We start from the raw sequence: 17,189 nt of genomic DNA, 5'->3' as shown, positions 1-17,189 counted from the left end.
TCGGCAGCAGAAAGCCGCGATCAGCCCATGATATCCAGGCTCCACGCCGCCGCGCCGCGCTCCGGCGGCCGAATCCACAGCGGGGTGGCATTGGGCAGGCGCACATTGGCCGGCAGGCCCATGGCCGAGCGCAGGGCGCGGAACATCGCCCCATGGCAGACGATCAGCACCGTCCCCTCGCCATCCAGCGCGCGATTGACGGCAGCCACCGCCCGCGCGCGCAACGCGGCAAAGGGTTCGGCGCCGGGGGGCGTGAAGGCGCCGGCGATCCAGCTATCGTACCAATCGCCCATCGGCAGGCCTTCCTGGTCGCCGAAACAGACTTCCTGCAACCCGTCATCCACCGCGACCGGCAGGGCATCCGCCCCCGGCGCCGCCATCGCCCGCGCCACGATCTGCGCGGTGCGCAGGGCGCGGACCAGCGGCGAGGACACGATGCGCGCGATCGGGGCATAATCCGACTCGTCGCGCGCCAGCAGCGCGCCGGCCGCCTCGGCCTGGGCGATGCCGCGCGCGTTCAGCGGAATGTCCGACCGGCCCTGCGAACGCCCCTCGGCATTCCAGTCCGTCTCGCCATGACGCAGATACCAGTACGGCCGGGCGATCAGATGGGTCATTCCGGGCACTCCTGTCGGTTCGTCCCCTCCCCGATAGGTCGTCCGCGTGCCCCCGGTCAATCCGCGACGGCGCCGCCCTCAATCGAACAGCGAGGAGACCGAGCTTTCGTCCGACACCGCCCGCATGGCGCGCGACAGCAGGTTGGCGGTGCTGATCTGGCGGATATTCGCGGCGTTCGCCACGGCCTCGGTCTCGGCGATGCTGTCGGTCAGCGTCAGCATGCGGATCGGCGACTGCCCGATTCGCGACACCGCGCTGCCGGTCAGCACGCCATGGGTCACATAGGCCTCGACCGCCACCGCGCCTTCCTTCATCAGGGCCACGGCGGCATTGCACAGCGATCCGCCGCTATCGACGATATCGTCGATCAGGATGCAGGAGCGGCCGCGCACGTCGCCGATCACGTTCATCACCTCGGACACGCCGGCCCGCTCGCGCCGCTTGTCGATGATCGCCAGGTCCACATTCAGCCGCTGCGCCAGTTGCCGGGCCCGCACCACGCCGCCGACATCGGGCGAGACGATCATCAGGTTCCCGAACCCGCCCGGGATCTCCAGCGGCGGCGCCTCGTAGGGCAGCGAACTAGGCTCGATCCGCCCCTTGATATCGCGCGTGAACAGCGGCGCGGCATAGAGATTGTCCACCGGAATGTCGAAGAAGCCCTGGATCTGCATCGCATGCAGGTCCATCGTCAGAATGCGATGCGCCCCGGCCTCGACCAGCAGGTTCGCCACCAGCTTGGCGCTGATGGGCGTGCGCGAACCGGATTTACGATCCTGCCGCGCATAGCCGAAATAGGGCATCACCGCCGTGGCCCGACGGACCGACGCGCGACGCAGGGCGTCGAGCATGATCAGCAGTTCCATCAGGTTGTCGTTGGTCGGCGAACAGGTGCTCTGAATGATGAAGACGTCTTCGCCGCGCACGTTCTCGTGGATTTCCACGAACACTTCCATGTCCGCGAAACGCCGGACCGAGACGTTGCACAGCGGCATCCGCAATTCCGCCGCCACCTTCTCGGCCAGGGGCAGATTGCTGTTACAGGCGACGATCTTCATCTGGCAACGCTCCCGGGCGACGCACTCATGGCTGGCGCGCGGGTTCTAGCAACCGCGCCCCGTCCTGTCATCCGTCTCGCGTATCGACCGCGCATTCCGGCCGCGCGGCCAACGCCGAGCGGCCCCTACCGTGGCGCGTTCGCCACAGAGCCAGTTCCCGCCGGCGGGGGCAGCGGCGTGTTGTCCCGCCCGGAATAGCGCGAAATCACCTGCCGCACGCCCGCCGCCGCCTCCTGCGCCGCGGCGATGGCGACCTCGCCCCAATGGCCGTCCAGCGAATGGGCGTCGATATCGTGCAGTTGCGTCGCGGCCCCCGATTCCTTGCCCTGGGCATCGACCACCCGCCACACCAGTTGCAGATGCTGCTGCGGGTGCCCGGTCCCGCCGGGAATGACCTCGCTGACCGTCACGACGCACGAGACGGTGAAATCGGCATCGCGCGGGATATCCTGCACCGCGTCCTCGGCGTCGCGCAGGGACGCGACGAAGGCCTGGGCCAACGACACGTTCCCGTCGCCCGGCGCCCCCTTCACCCCGGCGAAATAGATCCGCGCCGCCCGATGTTTCAGGCTGTGCGGGTCCTGCGCCATCTGGTCGGCCTGGATGCCCGTCAGCGCGCCCGCGATCGGCAGCGCGATCTGGCGCGCGGACTGGCGCAGCGTGTCGGCATCGCCGGCGGCCCAGGCATCGGCGGCAATCCCGGCCCCCTCCCCGGACCCGCGCACCACGCCGGCCGGCGTCATGACGCTCCAGGTCGGGACCACCTGCCCACCGCGCGTCACCGCGCCCAGCCGCAGCCACCAGTCGCCCGGCCGCACCGGCTGGGCCATGGCCGGCACCGTCTGCTCCAGCAGGGCGGCGGCCAGGTCGCGACTCCACTCCCGCGCGGCGGCATCCCCCAGCAGCGCCGCCGGCGGCACGGGAACCGCCAGCCGCGCGGGCGGCGCGTTGCGGGCCAGCGACCGCCCGACCCGGCCGGGATCGCGAAACGGATGCGGCACGTCCAGGCACCCGGACAGCAGCAGCAGGCTGGCGGCGGCCGTCGCGCCGGCAAGACGACGCATCAGGTCAGGGAGGCGGCCGCCGACATCCGGCAGGTCGGTCTGGCGGAAGCCAGGCAGAATGAACACGCGCATCATGCCGTCCCTGTAGCACCCGCCGGCGCGATGACCGAAATCTGGTGCCCGATCGGCCCGCCCCCGGCCAGGGTCCGGCGCCGATGGCTGAAAAAACGCGCCGCGTCGCCCAGCGTATCGACGCCCAGGGCAGCAACCGGGCCGATTCCCGCGCGGCGCAGGCGCGCCACGCAATAGGCCGCCAGATCGAACTGGAAATGATCCACCCGCCGCCCGGCGTGAAAGAACGCGCCCGCCGCCGGATCGGCCGCCAGCGCCTGGGCGCGCATGTCGGCCCCCACCTCGTAGCTGTCCCGCCCGATGCAGGGTCCGACCACCGCCCGCACCGTGGACGCCGGCGCCCCCAGCGCCGCCATCGCCGCCAGCGTCGCTTCCAGCACGCCGCCCACGGCCCCGCGCCAGCCGGCATGGGCCGCCCCCACCACCGCGCCATCCGCCGAAGCGAACAGCACCGGCCCGCAATCGGCGGTAATCACCCCCAGCGCCAGACCGGGCACGGCGGTCACCATGGCGTCGGCCGCGGGCCCCTGCCCCACCGGCCAGGGCGCCGTCACCGTCGCCACCCCGTCGCCATGCACCTGCGTCACACCCAGCAGATGCGCCGGCTCCATGCCGACGGCCCGCGCGACCCGCCGCCGGTTCTCCGCCAGCGCCGCCGGATCGTCGCCGGAACGGGTGGAGCAGTTGAGGCTGGCATACGGTCCCTGCGACACCCCGCCTATCCGGGTGAAGAACCCATGCGGCACGTCGCCCAGCAGCGCGTGACGCAGGATCGCGTCGGACGGAATCGTCCCCTCGGCATTCTCTTGGTTCATGGCGTCCTCACTGGTCACGCGCCGGGCCCGACCGCGAAGCCGGGCGGCGCGGGCAGGCCCGGCGACGTGATCGCCAGCGCCCTGAACAGCCTGCCCATCCGGTCCGGCGCCGCCAGCCGCTGGGCGGCATCGTGAATCGCATGGGCTTCGACCGGCGAGCGGCCGCGCGCCAGTTGCCCGGCCCGCGCGAACAGGCCCAGCGCAGTCAGCAGCGCCCCCTGCGTCACGCTGCCATGGCAGGCCGCCCCCGCCGCCGCGCCTGCGAACGCCGCGAAATCGACATGCGCCGTCAGGTCGGCCTGTCCGGGATCGGCCAGCGGCCAGTCCGGCTGGCCGTCGCGCAGGGCCTGCAGACTGTCGCCCCACAGCGCGCCGTCATAACCGTAATCGATGACCAGCGCCGTGCCCGGCGCCCGCGCGAACCGCGCCGCCAGCCCGCGCGCGATCTCCAACGCCTCCGGGCAGCATTCCAGGATCTCGCCCTCGGGCACCGGCCGGTCGAACGGCCCCTCCGGCAGGTCCGCCGCCGGCTGGTCGACGAACCCCACCCCCTGCACGAAACGCTCGTTCCACCCCGCCCCGGCGCGGACGAACTGGCGGATCGGCAGGGCATCGAGAAATTCGTTGGCCAGCAGGATCATCGGCCCGTCGGGCAGGTCCGCGATCCGGTCGTGCCAGGCCACGGGATGGGCCGTGCGCTCCGCCAGCGCCGCGCGCTGCGCGTCGCGCAGGCGCGGCGAGGTCTCGACCAGATGCACCCGGGCCGCGGCATGGCAATCGGGGGCCACCCGCGCCAGCAGCCGCGTCATGTCGGCCATCAGCGTGCCGCGCCCCGGCCCGGCCTCGGCCAGGAGGAACGGGTCCGGCCGGCCCATCCCCTGCCAGGTCACGGCCACCCAGGCGCCCAGGATCTCGCCGAACATCTGCGAAATCTCGGGCGCGGTGACGAAATCGGCGAACGGGTCGCGCCGGGCGTAATAGGCCGCGTTGGCCCGCGCCATGAACCGGTCCAGCCGTTCCGGCGCGACGCCGCTCATGCGCGATCGGCCTCGGCTTCCGCGTCGATCCGCATCAGCACCGGGCGCGGCGGCCTGACCATCGCCTGCGCCATCAGCCCGGCGCCCGCGATCGCCATGGGAACGCACAGGATCTGCCCCATGGTGGTGCCGAAGGGCAGGAAGCCGATGAACGCATCGGGCTCGCGGAAGAATTCGCAGAAACTGCGCGCCACGGCATAGCCGAACAGGAACAGCCCGGCGAGGAAGCCCGGCCGCTCGCGAATCCGCCGATTCCGCGCCACCAGCCACATCACGGCGAACAGCACCGCGCCCTCCAGCAGCGCCTCGTACAGTTCCGAAGGATGGCGCGGCTCCGGGCCGGCCTGCGGAAAGATCATCGCCCACGGCAGGTCGGCCGGCGCGACACGGCCCCATAATTCGCCGTTGATGAAGTTCGCCACCCGGCCCAGCCCCAGCCCCATCGGCACCACCACGGTCACCCGGTCGGAAAAGGCCAGGAAGCTCAACCCGTTGCGCCAGGAAAACAGCGCCAGCGCCAGCACCACCCCCAGCGCGCCGCCATGGAAGGACATCCCGCCATGCCACACCTGCAAGGCGGCCAGCGGGTGCGCCAGATAGGTTCGCGGCTGATAGAACAGGATATAACCCAGCCGCCCCCCCAGCACGACGCCGAGCGTGGCCCAGGTCAGGAAGTCGTCCACCTGCTCGGGCGTCGCGGCGCGGGGCGCGAGGGTGACCAGCCGACGCACCAGCCGCCAGCCGACCAGCAGCGCGGTGATATAGGCCATGGCGTACCAGCGGATCGCCAGCGGCCCGACATGCACCATGACCGGATCGAATTGCGGAAAGATCAGTACAGGCAGCATGCGGCGTCCCTCGACGGCGGAGAAAGGGGGGACCGGTCGCGCGTCACAGATACGCGTCGGCGGTGGCGAGATAGTCGTGGACGTAGCGGCGCACCCCATCCTCCAGCGACGTGAAGGGCCTAGTGTATCCCGCCGCGCGCAGCCGCGTCATGTCGGCGCGGGTATAGGATTGATACTGCCCGCGCAGCGCCTCGGGCATATCGACGAAGGCGACCCGCCGCGGCCGGCCGGCGGCGTCGCAGACCGCATGCGCCAGGTCCAGATAGGTCCGCGCGACGCCGGTGCCGCAATTGAACAGGCCGCTGACCTGCGGATTGTCCAGCAGCCACAGCATGACGTTGACCACATCCCCCACCCAGATGAAATCGCGCGCCTGCGCCCCGTCGGCCATGCCCGGCACGGTGGCGCGGAACAGCGTGGCCGGCTGGCCGCGCGTCACTTCGTCGTACTTGACCTTGACGACCGAGATCATGCCGCCCTTGTGGTATTCGTTGGGGCCGTAGACGTTGAAGAATTTCAGCCCGGCCCATTGCGCGGGGGCGGGCGCGCCTCCGGCGACCCAGCCCGTCACATGGCGGTCGAACACATGTTTCGACCAGCCGTACAGGTTCAGCGGCCGCAGCGCCTCCAGCCCCGCCGGATCGTCGGAAAACTGCTCGGGCCGGTCGGCGCCGCCATAGGTCGCGGCCGAGGACGCATAGATGAACCGCGCCCCCTCCCGCGCGCACCAGTGCCACAGGCGCGTCGACAGATCGACATTGGTGCGCCAGACCAGGTCGCCGTCGCGGGCGGTGGTCTCGCTGATCGCCCCCATGTGCAGCACGGCCGACACGTCCGGCCGGCTGTCCAGGAAGGCGTCCAGCGCCTCGGGGGCCACCAGCCGGTCGGGGGCATGGCGCGCCACGTTGCGCCATTTGTCGCCGCTCCCCAGCCAGTCGACGACCACCGTCTCCTCGCCCCGCGCCCGCAGCGCCGCCTGTAGACACGAGCCGATGAAACCGGCCCCACCGGTAATGATGATCATGCCCCGCTTATAATCCAGATCGCCCCCGGTTCGAAGAGCCTCCCTTCCGGGCGGGGCGGCCAGCCGCATTGGCGGATGGCCTTGCGGCGCCGGACTGTCTATATGCTCGGATGCGGCAGCGAAGACAGGAGACCCCGCCATGGCCGACAAGCCACGCTTTTTCGACGATCTCGCCGGTGTCGCCGGCGGCGCGCTGTCCGCCCTGGCCGGCGCGCGGGAGGAGGTCGGCGCCATCGTCCGCGCGCGGGTCGACGAAATCCTGTCGACGCTGAACCTGGTCCGGCGCGAGGAATTCGAGGTCGTGCGCGAACTGGCCAGCCGCGCCCGCGCCGCCCAGGAGGATTCCGACGCCCGCCTGGCGGCGCTGGAGGCACGAGTCGCGACGCTGGAAGCCGTGATCGCCCCGGACCAGCCCTTTCCGGCCCCGGAACCACCGGGCGGCGCCTTCGGCAACTACGCCTGAACGATAAATTTTTCGTCCCGACGGTCCGCGCGCCCGCGCCCGTGCTTGCCAGCACGGCAGGACCGCCCATAGGGTTGGGGGCGCGACCGCGCTCCCTCCCGTGGCGGGAACGACAGACGGTCCGTTTTGCAGACGTTCGGGGTCCGACGCGCGACGCCGGCCCCCTCCCTCCACGGCCTAGGGGAGTCCCACATGCCTGCCCTCTCCACCTCCACGCCCAAGCATGACGCCAACCCGCTCGACCTGATGGAACAGATCGTCGGCGGCTATGAATGGGCGTTCGATCGCCGCAACGATTCGGAAATGGCCGCCGAGGCCCCCGGGAAATGGTGCGACTACGGTCTCTATTTCTCCTGGTCGCGCGAGGTCAGCGCGATGCATTTCACCTGCACGTTCGACCTCAAGGTCCCGTCCCAGCAGCGCCGGGCGCTGTTCGAACTGGTGGCGCTGGCCAACGAGCGGCTGTGGATCGGTCATTTCGGCATGGATCTGGAAAGCGGCATGCCGCTGTTTCGTCACGCCGTTCTGCTGCGCGGCGCGCCGGGCGCGTCGATGGAAAGCCTGGAAGACATGATCGACATCGCCATCACCGAGTGCGAGCGCTTCTACCCCGCCTTCCAGTTCGTGCTGTGGGGCGGCAAGACCCCGGCCGAGGCGCTGGAAGCCGCCATGCTCGACTGCGCGGGCGAGGCATGACCGACGGACCGGCCGGCCCCCTGCCGCCGCTGCTGCTGGTCGGCTGCGGGCAGATGGGCGGGGCGATGCTGGCCGGCTGGCTGGCGGACGGGCTGGCCCCGTCCGTCATTCTCGACCGGCACCGCGACGACATCCCCGCTCCGCACAAGGTCGCGCGGCAGGCATCCGACCTGCCGGACGACTTCGCCCCCGCCCTGATCGTCCTGGCGACGAAACCGCAGAAGGCGGCCGAGATCCTGCCCGCGATCGCGCGTTTCGCCCGTCATGCGCCGGTCCTGTCGGTCATGGCCGGCAAGACGGTCGGCGGCCTGACCGCCTCTCTGGAATCGGTCGGCACCGAAGCGGCCGTCGTCATCCGCGCCATGCCCAACACGCCCAGCGCCATCGGCCAGGGCATGACCGTCTGCTACGCCCCCCCCGCCGCGACCGAGGCCCAGCGCGCGCTCTGCACCCGCCTGCTCTCGGCGGTCGGCGACGTGGCGTGGGTGGCCGAGGAAGCGCAGATGGACGCCGTCACCGCCGTCTCGGGCAGCGGCCCGGCCTATGTCTTCCTGCTGGCGGAGTTGATGGAACAGGCCGGCATCGCCCAGGGCCTGCCCGCCGGCCTGGCGCGCCGGATCGCCCGGCGCACCGTATCGGGCGCGGGCGCGCTGCTGGCGCAGTCGGAATCCGACGCGGCGGACCTGCGCCGCCGCGTCACCAGCCCCGGCGGCACGACCCAGGCGGCGCTGGACATCCTGATGGCCCCCACGGCCTGGCCGGCGACGATGGAGGCCGCCATCGCCGCCGCCGCGCGGCGCGCGCGAGAACTGGCGTCCTGAGCGGTGAACTTGCGCGCGGCTGCGCCGTAATTTAACCGCAATGCAAAACCAAGCCTTCCGGATCGGCCGGATCGGGCCACAGACCAGGTGACCGTCAGAAAGCTTATGGATAACGATCAGTTCGACGATGCCCTGCTTCGCGCCGCCATGGAACGCGCGGCACTCTACGGATGGGCGCGGTTGAGCGTCGTCGATGCCGCGCGCGATGCCGGCATGCCGCTGGAGGAGGCACGGCGCCGCTTTCCGGCCAAGACCGCCATCCTGCTGAAGCTGGGTCGGCTGGCCGACGAATCGGCCCTGGTCGATGACGGCAGCACCGGCACGGTGCGCGAACAATTGTTCGACGCGCTGATGCGTCGCTTCGACGTCCTGCAACAATATCGCGAGGGCGTGCGCGCGGTGATGCGCGCCCTGCCGTTCGACCCGGCGCTGGCGCTGTTCCTGGCCGCGACGACGGCCCAGAGCATGCGCTGGATGGCCGGGGCGGCGGGCCTCGACACCTCCGGGCCGCTCGGCGCGCTGCGCCTGCAAGGCCTGATCGGCGTCTGGACCTACACGATGCGGGCCTGGGAACGCGACGATACCGAGGACATGTCCCGCACCATGGCGGCGCTGGACCAGGCGCTGGACCGCGCCGGCCGGCTGGGCAGCCTGCTGGCGCGGCGCGGCGCCGCCACCCCGGCGGCCGGCCCGGCCATGGAGCCGATCGACCCCGCGATCGACCTGCCGCTGGACCCGCAGGCCGAGCCCCGGTGATCCCGCGACGCAGAACCCTCTTTACGTGGCCCCGTCCTTCCCTCTAGAAGGACGCGTGGCCGACACGATCCGGTCCAGTGGGGCGTAGCCAAGTGGTAAGGCAGCGGATTTTGATTCCGCCATTCGGAGGTTCGAGTCCTCCCGCCCCAGCCAGGCGCGCGAGCCGGCGAAGCCGCCCGTCATCCACATTCCGGAAGACACGCACACGGGATTTCCGACACCACGCGCGACGGCGCGCGCCGCTCGGCGTGCCACGGCCGCGCGGCGGCCGTGGCGGCGGGCTCAGACCGCCTTTTTCAGGTTCGGACTGGCCTTGAAACGAACGGTCTTGCCGGCCTTGACCTTCACGGGCTCGCCGGTGCGCGGATTGAGCGCCTTGCGCGCCTTGGTCTTCTTGACCGTGAACGTTCCGAACGACGGCAGGGTGAACCCGCCTTCCTTCTTCAGTTCCTTGACGATCGCGGAAATCAGGTCGGACGCGGCCTGATTGGCGGCAACCCCCGTGCAATCGATCGAATCCTGGATAACGGCCGCAATGAAGGCTTTGCTCATCTGTTCTCTCTTCTCCTGCCAGCGTTTGCAAATACAGCCGCAACGGACAAGGTCCCCCGCGACGCCCGGCAATATCGGACGCGGCTTTTAGCGCGCTGTTAAAGCTTATGCCACAAAATTCTTCGATGCATGGAGAATCTTGCTGACACGAACAGCAAAATAGCCACCCCTTCGCGAAACCGCCCGATTTCGCGCAAAACTGGACAAGAGACGACGGAACATGACGGAAGCGAACCGCTTGCCGTCCGGCGGCCGCGCGGCCCCAAGGACGATCCCGCGCCGTTGCTGTAGATCAGCCGCGCCCGGCCGGCAATCCCGCGGGCCATGACCCGGCGGCGGCCCGCAGCAGTTCCAGCAACGTGACCGCCTGTTGCTGCCAGGTGACCAACGCGCTCTTGCATGGATTGACATGGCCCGCCAGGCGGTCCGGCCGGTCCAGCAACGCCGTCACCGCCGCCACCAGCTCGTCCGGCTCGGCCGACAGGCCGATCAACGTGCCGTTCACGCCCGCCACGATGTCCTCGGCCTGGCCGCCGGGCGCCGAGGCGATGACCCAGACATCGCGGGCCAGCGCCTCGCGCACCGTCAGGCCGTAGCTCTCGGGCCAGCTTGAGGGAAACAGCAGCACGTCGATGGAATCGAAAAAAGCGTCGATCGTCGCGCCGTCATAGGCCGGCAACACCTCCACCGCGCCGCGTGCCCGCCAGTCGGCGACATCGATCGCGTTCATGCCCAGCACCGTCTTGGCATCGACCAGGCGCAGCACCCAGTCGTCCCGCTCCAGCGCCTCGAACGCCGCGCGCACCAGCGGATAGCCCTTGACCGTCTCCACCCCCCCGACATAGCCGAACCGCAGCGGGCTGCCGGCGGCCCGCCGCGACCGCGGGGCGACCGGCCAGCGGAATCCGTTGCGATGCACCACGATCCGCGCCGGATCGACGCCGTTGGCCAGATGCAGGTCGCGGTGGCTGGCGCTGGGGCTCAGCAGCAGCGCCGCGTCGCGCAACGCCGCCCCCGCCAGCAGCGCCCGATCATCCAGATGCCGCGCCTCCGGCCGGCAGCGCTGGCAGGCGCGCGGGTCGATCCGCTTCTGCCCGCAGAACCGCCCGTCCGCACGCACCATGAACTGCCGGTCGCACAGCCACCAGGCATCGTGCAGCGTGATGACATAAGGGACACCGCGCGCCCGGCACACATCCACCAGCCCGACCCCCAGCCCCTGGATGGCATGGAAATGCACCACGTCCGGGCGAAAGGCCGCGACATGCTGGTCGAACAGCGCGATGGCGGCCGGATGGTGAAACATCATGATCGGATCGGCGGTGGGCGGCAGGTCGACCGCCACCACCGGCACGCCGCCATGGCTGTAGCGCATCGCCGCCGCCGGCCGGTCCGGGTCGTACGCGGCACCCGGGCGGGTGGTGAACACCGACAGATCGGCCCGGCCGCTATCGCGCAGCCGCTGCACCATTTCCACGGCGACATGCGTGGCACCGCCGAAATTCTGCGGCGGGTAATAGACATTCACGCACAGCACCCGCAGCCGCCCGTCCCGCGCGGTCGGGGGCGGCGCGCCGAACACGGCACGCAGTTGGGTTTCGGCCACCCGCGCGGGGGCATAGCGGACGGCGATGTCGGCCCCCGCCCGCCGCCCCATGCCGCGCCGCAGCGCCGCGTCCCCCGCCAGGTCCATCAGCGCCCGCCGCCAGTCCGCGTCGGTCGCGGCCAGCCGGCCGGTCCACCCGTCGACGATGACATCGGCGAAGGCCCGCCGGGGCGAGCAGACCAGCGGCACGCCGACACTGGCGGCCTCCAGATACTTGATGTTGCTCTTGGCATCGTTGAAGACGCTGTCTTCCAGCGGCGCGATCGCGATATCCGCCCGCGCCAGCAGCGCCAGATAGTCGGCATAGGACCGGCCGGGCAATGCCACCACCCGTCCGCCCAGCGCGCGGATGCACGCCGGCAGGGCCAGGTCGCCCACGATCCACAGGACCAGCCGCGCATCCTCCGCCATCGCCGCCGCCAGTCCCGGCGCCGCCGCCAGAAAATCGGCGTCATGCGTGCGCGTGCCCGACCCGTAGATGACGACGACCGGCGCGCCGTCGTCATCCGCGCGCGCCGGCAGCGCGGCCAGCGCGGCCTGCGCCGCATCCAGCGTTTCCCTGTCGAGCGCGTTGTCGATCACCGACACCTCGGCCATCCCGGCATCGCGCATCACCTGCGCCAGGACGGGGGTGGAGGCGATGCCGCCCCCGCAGCCCAGCATGCAGGCGCGGAACAGGCCGGCCCCGGACATCAGCTCCGCGCGCTCCCGTTTCGACAGCGTCGCCAGGTTGCCGTTCAGCCCGTAGAGATCCTGGTCGAAGATCAGGTCATCGACCTCCCACCAGGAGGGCAGGGCCAGGCGGCGCGCCTCGTCCAGCATCCCCCGCACCGATGCGAAGGCCGGCACGCGATAGAACACCACGCCCGAGCAGAATTGCAGGGCCCCCAGCGCCTCGGCGGTATGGCGCCAATCCACCACCCGGCACGGCCAGCCCAGCAGGCGCATCTGCTCGACGCGCTGCCAGACGCGATATTTCGCGCATTGGCTCAGGCCCAGTTCCGCGACGATCAGGATCAGCGGCGTCCAGGCGACCGGATCCGCCGGCGGGCCCGCGCCCGGCACCGCGCGGGGCAGGGCCTCGCGCGCACGGGGGAAAAGCGCGCGCCCGACATATCCCAGGGCCGGGCGGACGCCATGCCGCCGGATCCGGGCCATCAGCCGGGCCATCGCCTCGCCCAGTGGCCGGCCGAACGGATCGCGTCCGCGCGTCAACGCCCGGACGATCCGCGCCACGCGCAGCAGGCGGCCGGACAGGGCCCGGTCCTGCACCGCCATCTGATGACGCAACTGGTCGACTTCCGCCCGCAACGCCGCGACCCGCTCGGCCTGCAACCGCATGGCGGCCTGGCCGACGCCGCCATCGTCGGAAAGCGGCAGGCCGGGGGCGGAACCGTCCACGGCCCGCGATCAGCTCAGGGTGAAGTCGCTGGCCTTCAGGTCGGTCACGCCGACGAAGGTGATCTGCGTGTGGTCGCTCAACTGGATCGTGCTGTTGCCGCCCGAAACGGTCGCGGCGGACAGGATGGCCTGCAATCCGTTATTGTTCTGGTAGCCATACTGGTACAGCGCGACCAGGTTGCCCGCGGAGCTGCCGAAATCGGTGATGACGTTGTCACCCCCGCTGCTGGGCCCGTTGGTGAAGGCGAACAGATTGTTGCCCGCGCCACCCGTCATCGTCGCGCTGCCGGTGCCGCCCACCAGCGTATCGTTGCCCGACCCGCCGACAAAGTTCACGTCGCCATCATCCGCGAAGGCATGAAGCGGCGTGCTGGCCTGCGCGCCGTCGATGGTCTGGTTGCCCGCGTTGGCCACGAACAGGGTCGGCCCCGACGTCCCCAGCGTCATGCTCAGGCCGGCCGCGCCGAAGATGGTGGACTGGCCCGCCACCACGCTGGTCATGCCGGTGCCGTTCAGGAAGGTCAGGCTGCCGCTGACGCTGATCGTGTTGCCGACCCCCTGGACGACCTGGAGATTCCCGGCCGCGGAAATCGTATCGGAAACCGCGCCGCTGATCGTGCCCGACGCCCCGGTGAACGAAACCTGGTCCTGCGCGCCGCCGGACACGGTGCTGCCACCTCCCACCGAAACGACACTCTTGGAGGCGGTGTCGACGATTGTCGCATTCGCGCCCAGTTGCACCAGCGAACTGCCGGCACCGATGGTGACCGACTGGGTGCCGAGGGTGCCGACGATGGTGTCCGACCCCATCGAATCGACGGAGTTGGCGCCGCTCCCCAGGAAAATCTGGTTTTCGCCGCTTCCGGCGTTAATGGTGTTGTTGCCGTTTCCGGACACGATCAGATCGTTGCCAGCACCCATGTCGATGGTAAAATTGCCGGTGCCGCCGATAAAGACATTGTCCCCGGCCGTCGCCAGGAAGCTGCCGCCCGCCGCGCCGCCCAGGAAGGTCGTCCCGCCCAGCGAGCCGGCAATGACATCCACCGGGGTCGTGACCTGCCGCGCGTCGATGGCGACCGGCGCCTTCAGCACGGAGTCGTCCGACTCGCCGGACGACAGGGCGCCGGCCACGATGTTGACATAGGCCCCGTCCAGCGCATACGCGCCGCCGACGGTGACCACGCCCACCGAATTGGCGCCTCCGGCGGTATTGAACCCGTTTTGCAGATTCGAAAAGCTCTTGCCCGCCGCAGTGGATTGCAGCGTCTTCGCATACATGTTGGCCAGGGCGAGCGTATCGCCGCCGTCGACCGTCACGTTCACATTCGTGCCCGCGGCACCCATCACGGTTACAATCGCCACAACCCGCTCCCTGGCTTGACCGGATCAGGCGCGCATCGTGCGACGCGGCCCATCCGGAATGACGGGATCATGTAAACGTGGATACCTTCCCAAAATATTAACATCCTGTCGTACAAAATCGAAAAATCAGCCACGACCGAAAAATAAGGGGCACGCGGGATTTCCATGGACGCAGACGACTGGCACCCCCTCGTCCAACCTCTGGCGGGCGGCCCTGAATTGCTGGGATGCGACGCGCTCGATCCCTATTTCATGACGCCCCCGGACCTGGACCCCGACCCCGCCATCAATGCGGTGCTGCCGTTCCTGGGCTGGGTCGTCACCCTCGCCCGGCCCCACCTCGTCGGCCTGGTCCCGGAGCGACCGGCCCTGCGCGCGCTGCTCGACGAACGGGCGCGCCGGCTGCGCCTGCCGATGGCCTGCCATGCCGCGCCCGAGCGGATCGCCGCCGGCGCCTGCGACCTGCTGTGGGTTTCCCTGCCGCCGATGGAAGCCGGCGAGCCGGCGCCGCATCTGCTGGCCCCGCTGCTATCGGCGCGCGGCGCGCTGCTGCTGCACGGGCTGGATCGCGCGAGCGACCGGCATGCCGCGTGGCTGGGCTGGCTGGCCGACATCCCGGCCGCCACCCTGCCGCTGGGCGGGGGCCTGGTCCTGGCCGTCCCCGGAAAGGGCCGCGCCGATCCGCTGGCATCCCTGTGCGGCGCGCTGAACCGGACGCATGGCGACGGCGTGGCCGCCAACCTGGCCAGCCGCTTCGCCGCCATCGGCGCGCATTGGGCCACCCGCCGCGCCCTGGCCGACAGCCGGGCGGAACTGGCCCGGACCCGGGCCGCCCTCAGCCGAACCCGGCTGGACCTCATGGAATTGCGGCTGGAGCGCGACCGCCACGCGTCCGCCCTCGACCTCCCGCCCGCCCCGGCACCGGCCCCCACCCCGGCACCCGCCCCGCCGCCCGCGCCGACCCTGTGGGCGCGCCTGGCCCGCCCGCGCCCCGCCGCCCCGCAAACGCCCGCGCCCCAGCCCGCCCGCCGGCCGATCCGCACGGTCCTGTTCGTCTCCGGCGAGCCGGCGACGCCGGGCACGACCTATCGTGTCGATCGCAACGCCGCCGCCTGCCGCGCGGCCGGCTACGACACCCGCTGTCGCGACTGCGCCGCCGTCGGCCCCGAGGACATCGCATGGGCCGACCTGATCGTGCTGTGGCGCGTGGAATATAGCGGCCATGTCGATACGCTGATCGGCCTGGCGCGCGCGCGCGGCGCGCTGCTGGCCTTCGATGCCGACGACCTGGTGTTCGAACCCGCGCTGGCCCGTGGCGACGTGATCGACGGCATCCGCCTCAGCGACGCCCCGGTGGCGCGGATCGAGCGCATGTATGACGACATGCAGCGGACCCTGCGGCTCTGCGATTTCGGCATCGCCACCACCGACAGCCTGGCCGACCGGATGCGCCCCTACACCAGCCTGACGATGGTGGTGCCCAACATCCATGACCAGCCGACGCTGGCCAGGTCGCGCCTGGCCGCCCGCCGCCGCGCCGCCACGCTGCCCGACGGGCTGGTGCGGATCGGCTACGCCACCGGATCGCGTACCCACCAGCGCGATTTCGCCCGCGCCCTGCCGGGCGTGCTGGCGGTCATGGACCAGCGGCCGGAGGTCCGGCTGGTCCTGTTCCGCGAGCCCGGGGGCGGTCGCCCGCTGCTGCTGACCGAGGAATTCCCCGCCCTGCACGCCCGCGCCGCCCAGATCGAATGGCGGGACATGGTCACGCTGGACGCCCTGCCCGACGAACTGGCGCGGCTGGACATCTCCATCGCGCCGCTGGAGACCGGCAATCCATTCTGCGAGGCCAAGAGCGAGCTGAAATTCTTCGAAGCCGCCCTGGCCGGCGCCTGCACCGTCGCCTCGCCCACGCCGCCTTTCCGCGCCGCGATCCGCGACGGCGTCACCGGCCTGCTGGCCGACAGCGACGCGGAATGGGAGTACGCGCTGCTCGGGCTGGTGGACCGCCCCGCCCTGCGCGCCCGCATGGCGCGCGACGCGCTGCACACCGTGCTGTGGGAATACGGCCCGCAGCGCCAGGCCGCGCTGCTGGAAAACGCGATCGGCGGCCTGACGGGCGGTCAGGCCGCCGCGCGGTCCGGGGCGCTGGCGCTGGCACGCGGCGCCGGCCGGGTCCGCGCCCTGCCATCCATCCCCGACAGCGAGACCCTGCTGCACCACGACCAGTTGCGGCAGGCGGCCGTCAGCGTCGTCATCACCGCCTATCAATATGCCGACCACGTCATCGAGGCCCTGGAGTCCGTCCGCCGCCAGACGCTGGAACCGCTGGACCTGATCGTGGTGGATGACGGCTCGACCGACGACACGCCAACCCTGGTCAGCGGCTGGATGGCCCGCCACGGCATGCGCTTCAACCGGCTGCAATTCCTGCGCGCGCGCGCCAATGCGGGGCTGGGCGGCGCGCGCAACATCGGCATGGCCGCCGCCGAGACCGAGTATGTCCTGCAACTGGATGCCGACAACCGCCTGCTGCCCGACGCCTGCGGCCGCCTGCTGGAGGCCGCCCGGGCGCAGGAGGCGGGTTTCGCCCACCCGATCATCCGCCGTTTCGGCCGGGCCGACGGGGTAATGGGCGAGCAACCCTGGCATCCGGGCCGGCTGGTCGGCGGCAATGTCGTCGATGCGATGGCGCTGGTGGCGAAATGGGCCTGGGCGGCGGCCGGCGGCTACTACGTATCGCGCGACGCGATGGGGTGGGAGGATTACGATCTGTGGTGTTCGCTGGCCGAACTGGGCATCGCCGGCGTGCAGGTGCCCGAGATCCTGGCCGAATACCGCGTCCACGACGCTGCGATGACCGACACCGTCACCGAGCGCGCGGCCCACAAGGCACGCGTGGTCGCCCTGCTGCGCGCCCGCCACCCCTGGGTCCGCCTGACCGCGCCGGAGGCGAGAAGCCGGGCCTGACGGGCGCCCGCGCCGCGCGTCAGCAC

Annotated in this window: 15 protein-coding genes and 1 tRNA gene; 6 read left to right on the top strand and 10 right to left on the bottom strand. The window is 70.9% G+C overall.

The features are described 5' to 3' along the window. Positions 1–20 precede the first annotated feature (20 nt). From HLH48_RS19695 to rfaD, 7 genes are all read right to left on the bottom strand, one after another. Positions 21–617, bottom strand: a complete 597-nt coding sequence (locus tag HLH48_RS19695) for a histidine phosphatase family protein (RefSeq protein WP_182999184.1) — start codon at positions 615–617, stop codon at positions 21–23. A gap of 78 nt (positions 618–695) precedes the next feature. After that, positions 696–1,676, bottom strand: a complete 981-nt coding sequence (locus tag HLH48_RS19690) for a ribose-phosphate pyrophosphokinase (protein WP_182999183.1) — start codon at positions 1,674–1,676, stop codon at positions 696–698. A 125-nt stretch (positions 1,677–1,801) separates the two neighbouring features. Next, positions 1,802–2,740 carry a hypothetical protein gene (locus HLH48_RS19685; RefSeq protein WP_182999196.1) on the bottom strand — a complete coding sequence of 313 codons (939 nt, stop codon included), beginning with the start codon at positions 2,738–2,740 and terminating at the stop codon, positions 1,802–1,804. A 71-nt stretch (positions 2,741–2,811) separates the two neighbouring features. Then, positions 2,812–3,627 carry a peptidoglycan editing factor PgeF gene (gene pgeF, locus HLH48_RS19680; protein WP_182999182.1) on the bottom strand — a complete coding sequence of 272 codons (816 nt, stop codon included), beginning with the start codon at positions 3,625–3,627 and terminating at the stop codon, positions 2,812–2,814. A 14-nt stretch (positions 3,628–3,641) separates the two neighbouring features. Continuing rightward, positions 3,642–4,664 carry a class I SAM-dependent methyltransferase gene (locus HLH48_RS19675; protein WP_182999181.1) on the bottom strand — a complete coding sequence of 341 codons (1,023 nt, stop codon included), beginning with the start codon at positions 4,662–4,664 and terminating at the stop codon, positions 3,642–3,644. Beyond that, positions 4,661–5,512: a prolipoprotein diacylglyceryl transferase gene (lgt, locus tag HLH48_RS19670; RefSeq protein ID WP_182999180.1), complete on the bottom strand. Its 852-nt coding sequence runs from the start codon at positions 5,510–5,512 to the stop codon at positions 4,661–4,663. Before lgt ends, HLH48_RS19675 begins: the two co-directional genes overlap by 4 nt. Positions 5,513–5,555: 43 nt before the next feature. Further along, a complete protein-coding gene (gene rfaD / locus HLH48_RS19665) occupies positions 5,556–6,536 on the bottom strand; it encodes an ADP-glyceromanno-heptose 6-epimerase (RefSeq protein ID WP_182999179.1) in 981 nt (326 codons plus the stop codon). Between the two features lie 139 nt (positions 6,537–6,675). Here rfaD and HLH48_RS19660 point away from each other — a divergent pair, with 139 nt between their 5' ends. The 5 genes from HLH48_RS19660 (at position 6,676) to HLH48_RS19640 (ending at position 9,425) form a co-directional block, all read left to right on the top strand. Continuing rightward, positions 6,676–6,999, top strand: coding sequence for an accessory factor UbiK family protein (locus tag HLH48_RS19660; protein ID WP_182999178.1), 324 nt, complete (start codon positions 6,676–6,678; stop codon positions 6,997–6,999). A gap of 192 nt (positions 7,000–7,191) precedes the next feature. Then, entirely contained in the window at positions 7,192–7,695 is a 504-nt protein-coding gene (locus HLH48_RS19655; RefSeq protein ID WP_182999177.1) for a type III secretion system chaperone family protein, read from the top strand. Next, positions 7,692–8,516 (top strand): pyrroline-5-carboxylate reductase, encoded by an 825-nt coding sequence (proC, locus tag HLH48_RS19650; RefSeq protein WP_182999176.1) that lies wholly within the window; start codon positions 7,692–7,694, stop codon positions 8,514–8,516. Before HLH48_RS19655 ends, proC begins: the two co-directional genes overlap by 4 nt. A gap of 105 nt (positions 8,517–8,621) precedes the next feature. Then, complete coding sequence (locus tag HLH48_RS19645; RefSeq protein WP_182999195.1) at positions 8,622–9,272, top strand: TetR family transcriptional regulator; 651 nt, start codon at positions 8,622–8,624, stop codon at positions 9,270–9,272. Positions 9,273–9,350: 78 nt separating this feature from the next. Then, a tRNA-Gln gene (locus HLH48_RS19640) sits at positions 9,351–9,425 on the top strand. Positions 9,426–9,554: 129 nt separating this feature from the next. On the opposite strand, the gene HLH48_RS19635 is transcribed toward HLH48_RS19640, so the two are convergent. From HLH48_RS19635 to HLH48_RS19625, 3 genes are all read right to left on the bottom strand, one after another. Further along, a complete protein-coding gene (locus HLH48_RS19635; protein ID WP_182999175.1) occupies positions 9,555–9,824 on the bottom strand; it encodes an HU family DNA-binding protein in 270 nt (89 codons plus the stop codon). Between the two features lie 292 nt (positions 9,825–10,116). Further along, entirely contained in the window at positions 10,117–12,831 is a 2,715-nt protein-coding gene (locus HLH48_RS19630; protein WP_343065454.1) for a glycosyltransferase, read from the bottom strand. Between the two features lie 9 nt (positions 12,832–12,840). Next, positions 12,841–14,193 (bottom strand): beta strand repeat-containing protein, encoded by a 1,353-nt coding sequence (locus tag HLH48_RS19625; RefSeq protein ID WP_182999174.1) that lies wholly within the window; start codon positions 14,191–14,193, stop codon positions 12,841–12,843. Between the two features lie 165 nt (positions 14,194–14,358). Here HLH48_RS19625 and HLH48_RS19620 point away from each other — a divergent pair, with 165 nt between their 5' ends. Beyond that, a complete protein-coding gene (locus HLH48_RS19620) occupies positions 14,359–17,163 on the top strand; it encodes a glycosyltransferase (protein ID WP_182999173.1) in 2,805 nt (934 codons plus the stop codon). Positions 17,164–17,189: the final 26 nt, after the last annotated feature.

The organism is Gluconacetobacter sacchari (genome assembly GCF_014174255.1).
Taxonomy (GTDB): Bacteria; Pseudomonadota; Alphaproteobacteria; order Acetobacterales; family Acetobacteraceae; genus Gluconacetobacter; species Gluconacetobacter sacchari.
The sequence above is the reverse complement of the archived record's forward strand: the minus strand, read 5'-3'. Positions and strand labels throughout refer to the sequence as shown.

Excerpts from the sequence above, each read along its gene's own strand:
- HLH48_RS19695 (WP_182999184.1), bottom strand. The coding sequence starts at position 617 with ATGACCCATCTGATCGCCCGGCCGTACTGGTATCTGCGTCATGGCGAG.
- HLH48_RS19690 (WP_182999183.1), bottom strand. The coding sequence starts at position 1,676 with ATGAAGATCGTCGCCTGTAACAGCAATCTGCCCCTGGCCGAGAAGGTG.
- HLH48_RS19685 (WP_182999196.1), bottom strand. The coding sequence starts at position 2,740 with ATGCGTCGTCTTGCCGGCGCGACGGCCGCCGCCAGCCTGCTGCTGCTG.
- pgeF (WP_182999182.1), bottom strand. The coding sequence starts at position 3,627 with ATGAACCAAGAGAATGCCGAGGGGACGATTCCGTCCGACGCGATCCTG.
- HLH48_RS19675 (WP_182999181.1), bottom strand. The coding sequence starts at position 4,664 with ATGAGCGGCGTCGCGCCGGAACGGCTGGACCGGTTCATGGCGCGGGCC.
- lgt (WP_182999180.1), bottom strand. The coding sequence starts at position 5,512 with ATGCTGCCTGTACTGATCTTTCCGCAATTCGATCCGGTCATGGTGCAT.
- rfaD (WP_182999179.1), bottom strand. The coding sequence starts at position 6,536 with ATGATCATCATTACCGGTGGGGCCGGTTTCATCGGCTCGTGTCTACAG.
- HLH48_RS19660 (WP_182999178.1), top strand. The coding sequence starts at position 6,676 with ATGGCCGACAAGCCACGCTTTTTCGACGATCTCGCCGGTGTCGCCGGC.
- HLH48_RS19655 (WP_182999177.1), top strand. The coding sequence starts at position 7,192 with ATGCCTGCCCTCTCCACCTCCACGCCCAAGCATGACGCCAACCCGCTC.
- proC (WP_182999176.1), top strand. The coding sequence starts at position 7,692 with ATGACCGACGGACCGGCCGGCCCCCTGCCGCCGCTGCTGCTGGTCGGC.
- HLH48_RS19645 (WP_182999195.1), top strand. The coding sequence starts at position 8,622 with ATGGATAACGATCAGTTCGACGATGCCCTGCTTCGCGCCGCCATGGAA.
- HLH48_RS19635 (WP_182999175.1), bottom strand. The coding sequence starts at position 9,824 with ATGAGCAAAGCCTTCATTGCGGCCGTTATCCAGGATTCGATCGATTGC.
- HLH48_RS19620 (WP_182999173.1), top strand. The coding sequence starts at position 14,359 with ATGGACGCAGACGACTGGCACCCCCTCGTCCAACCTCTGGCGGGCGGC.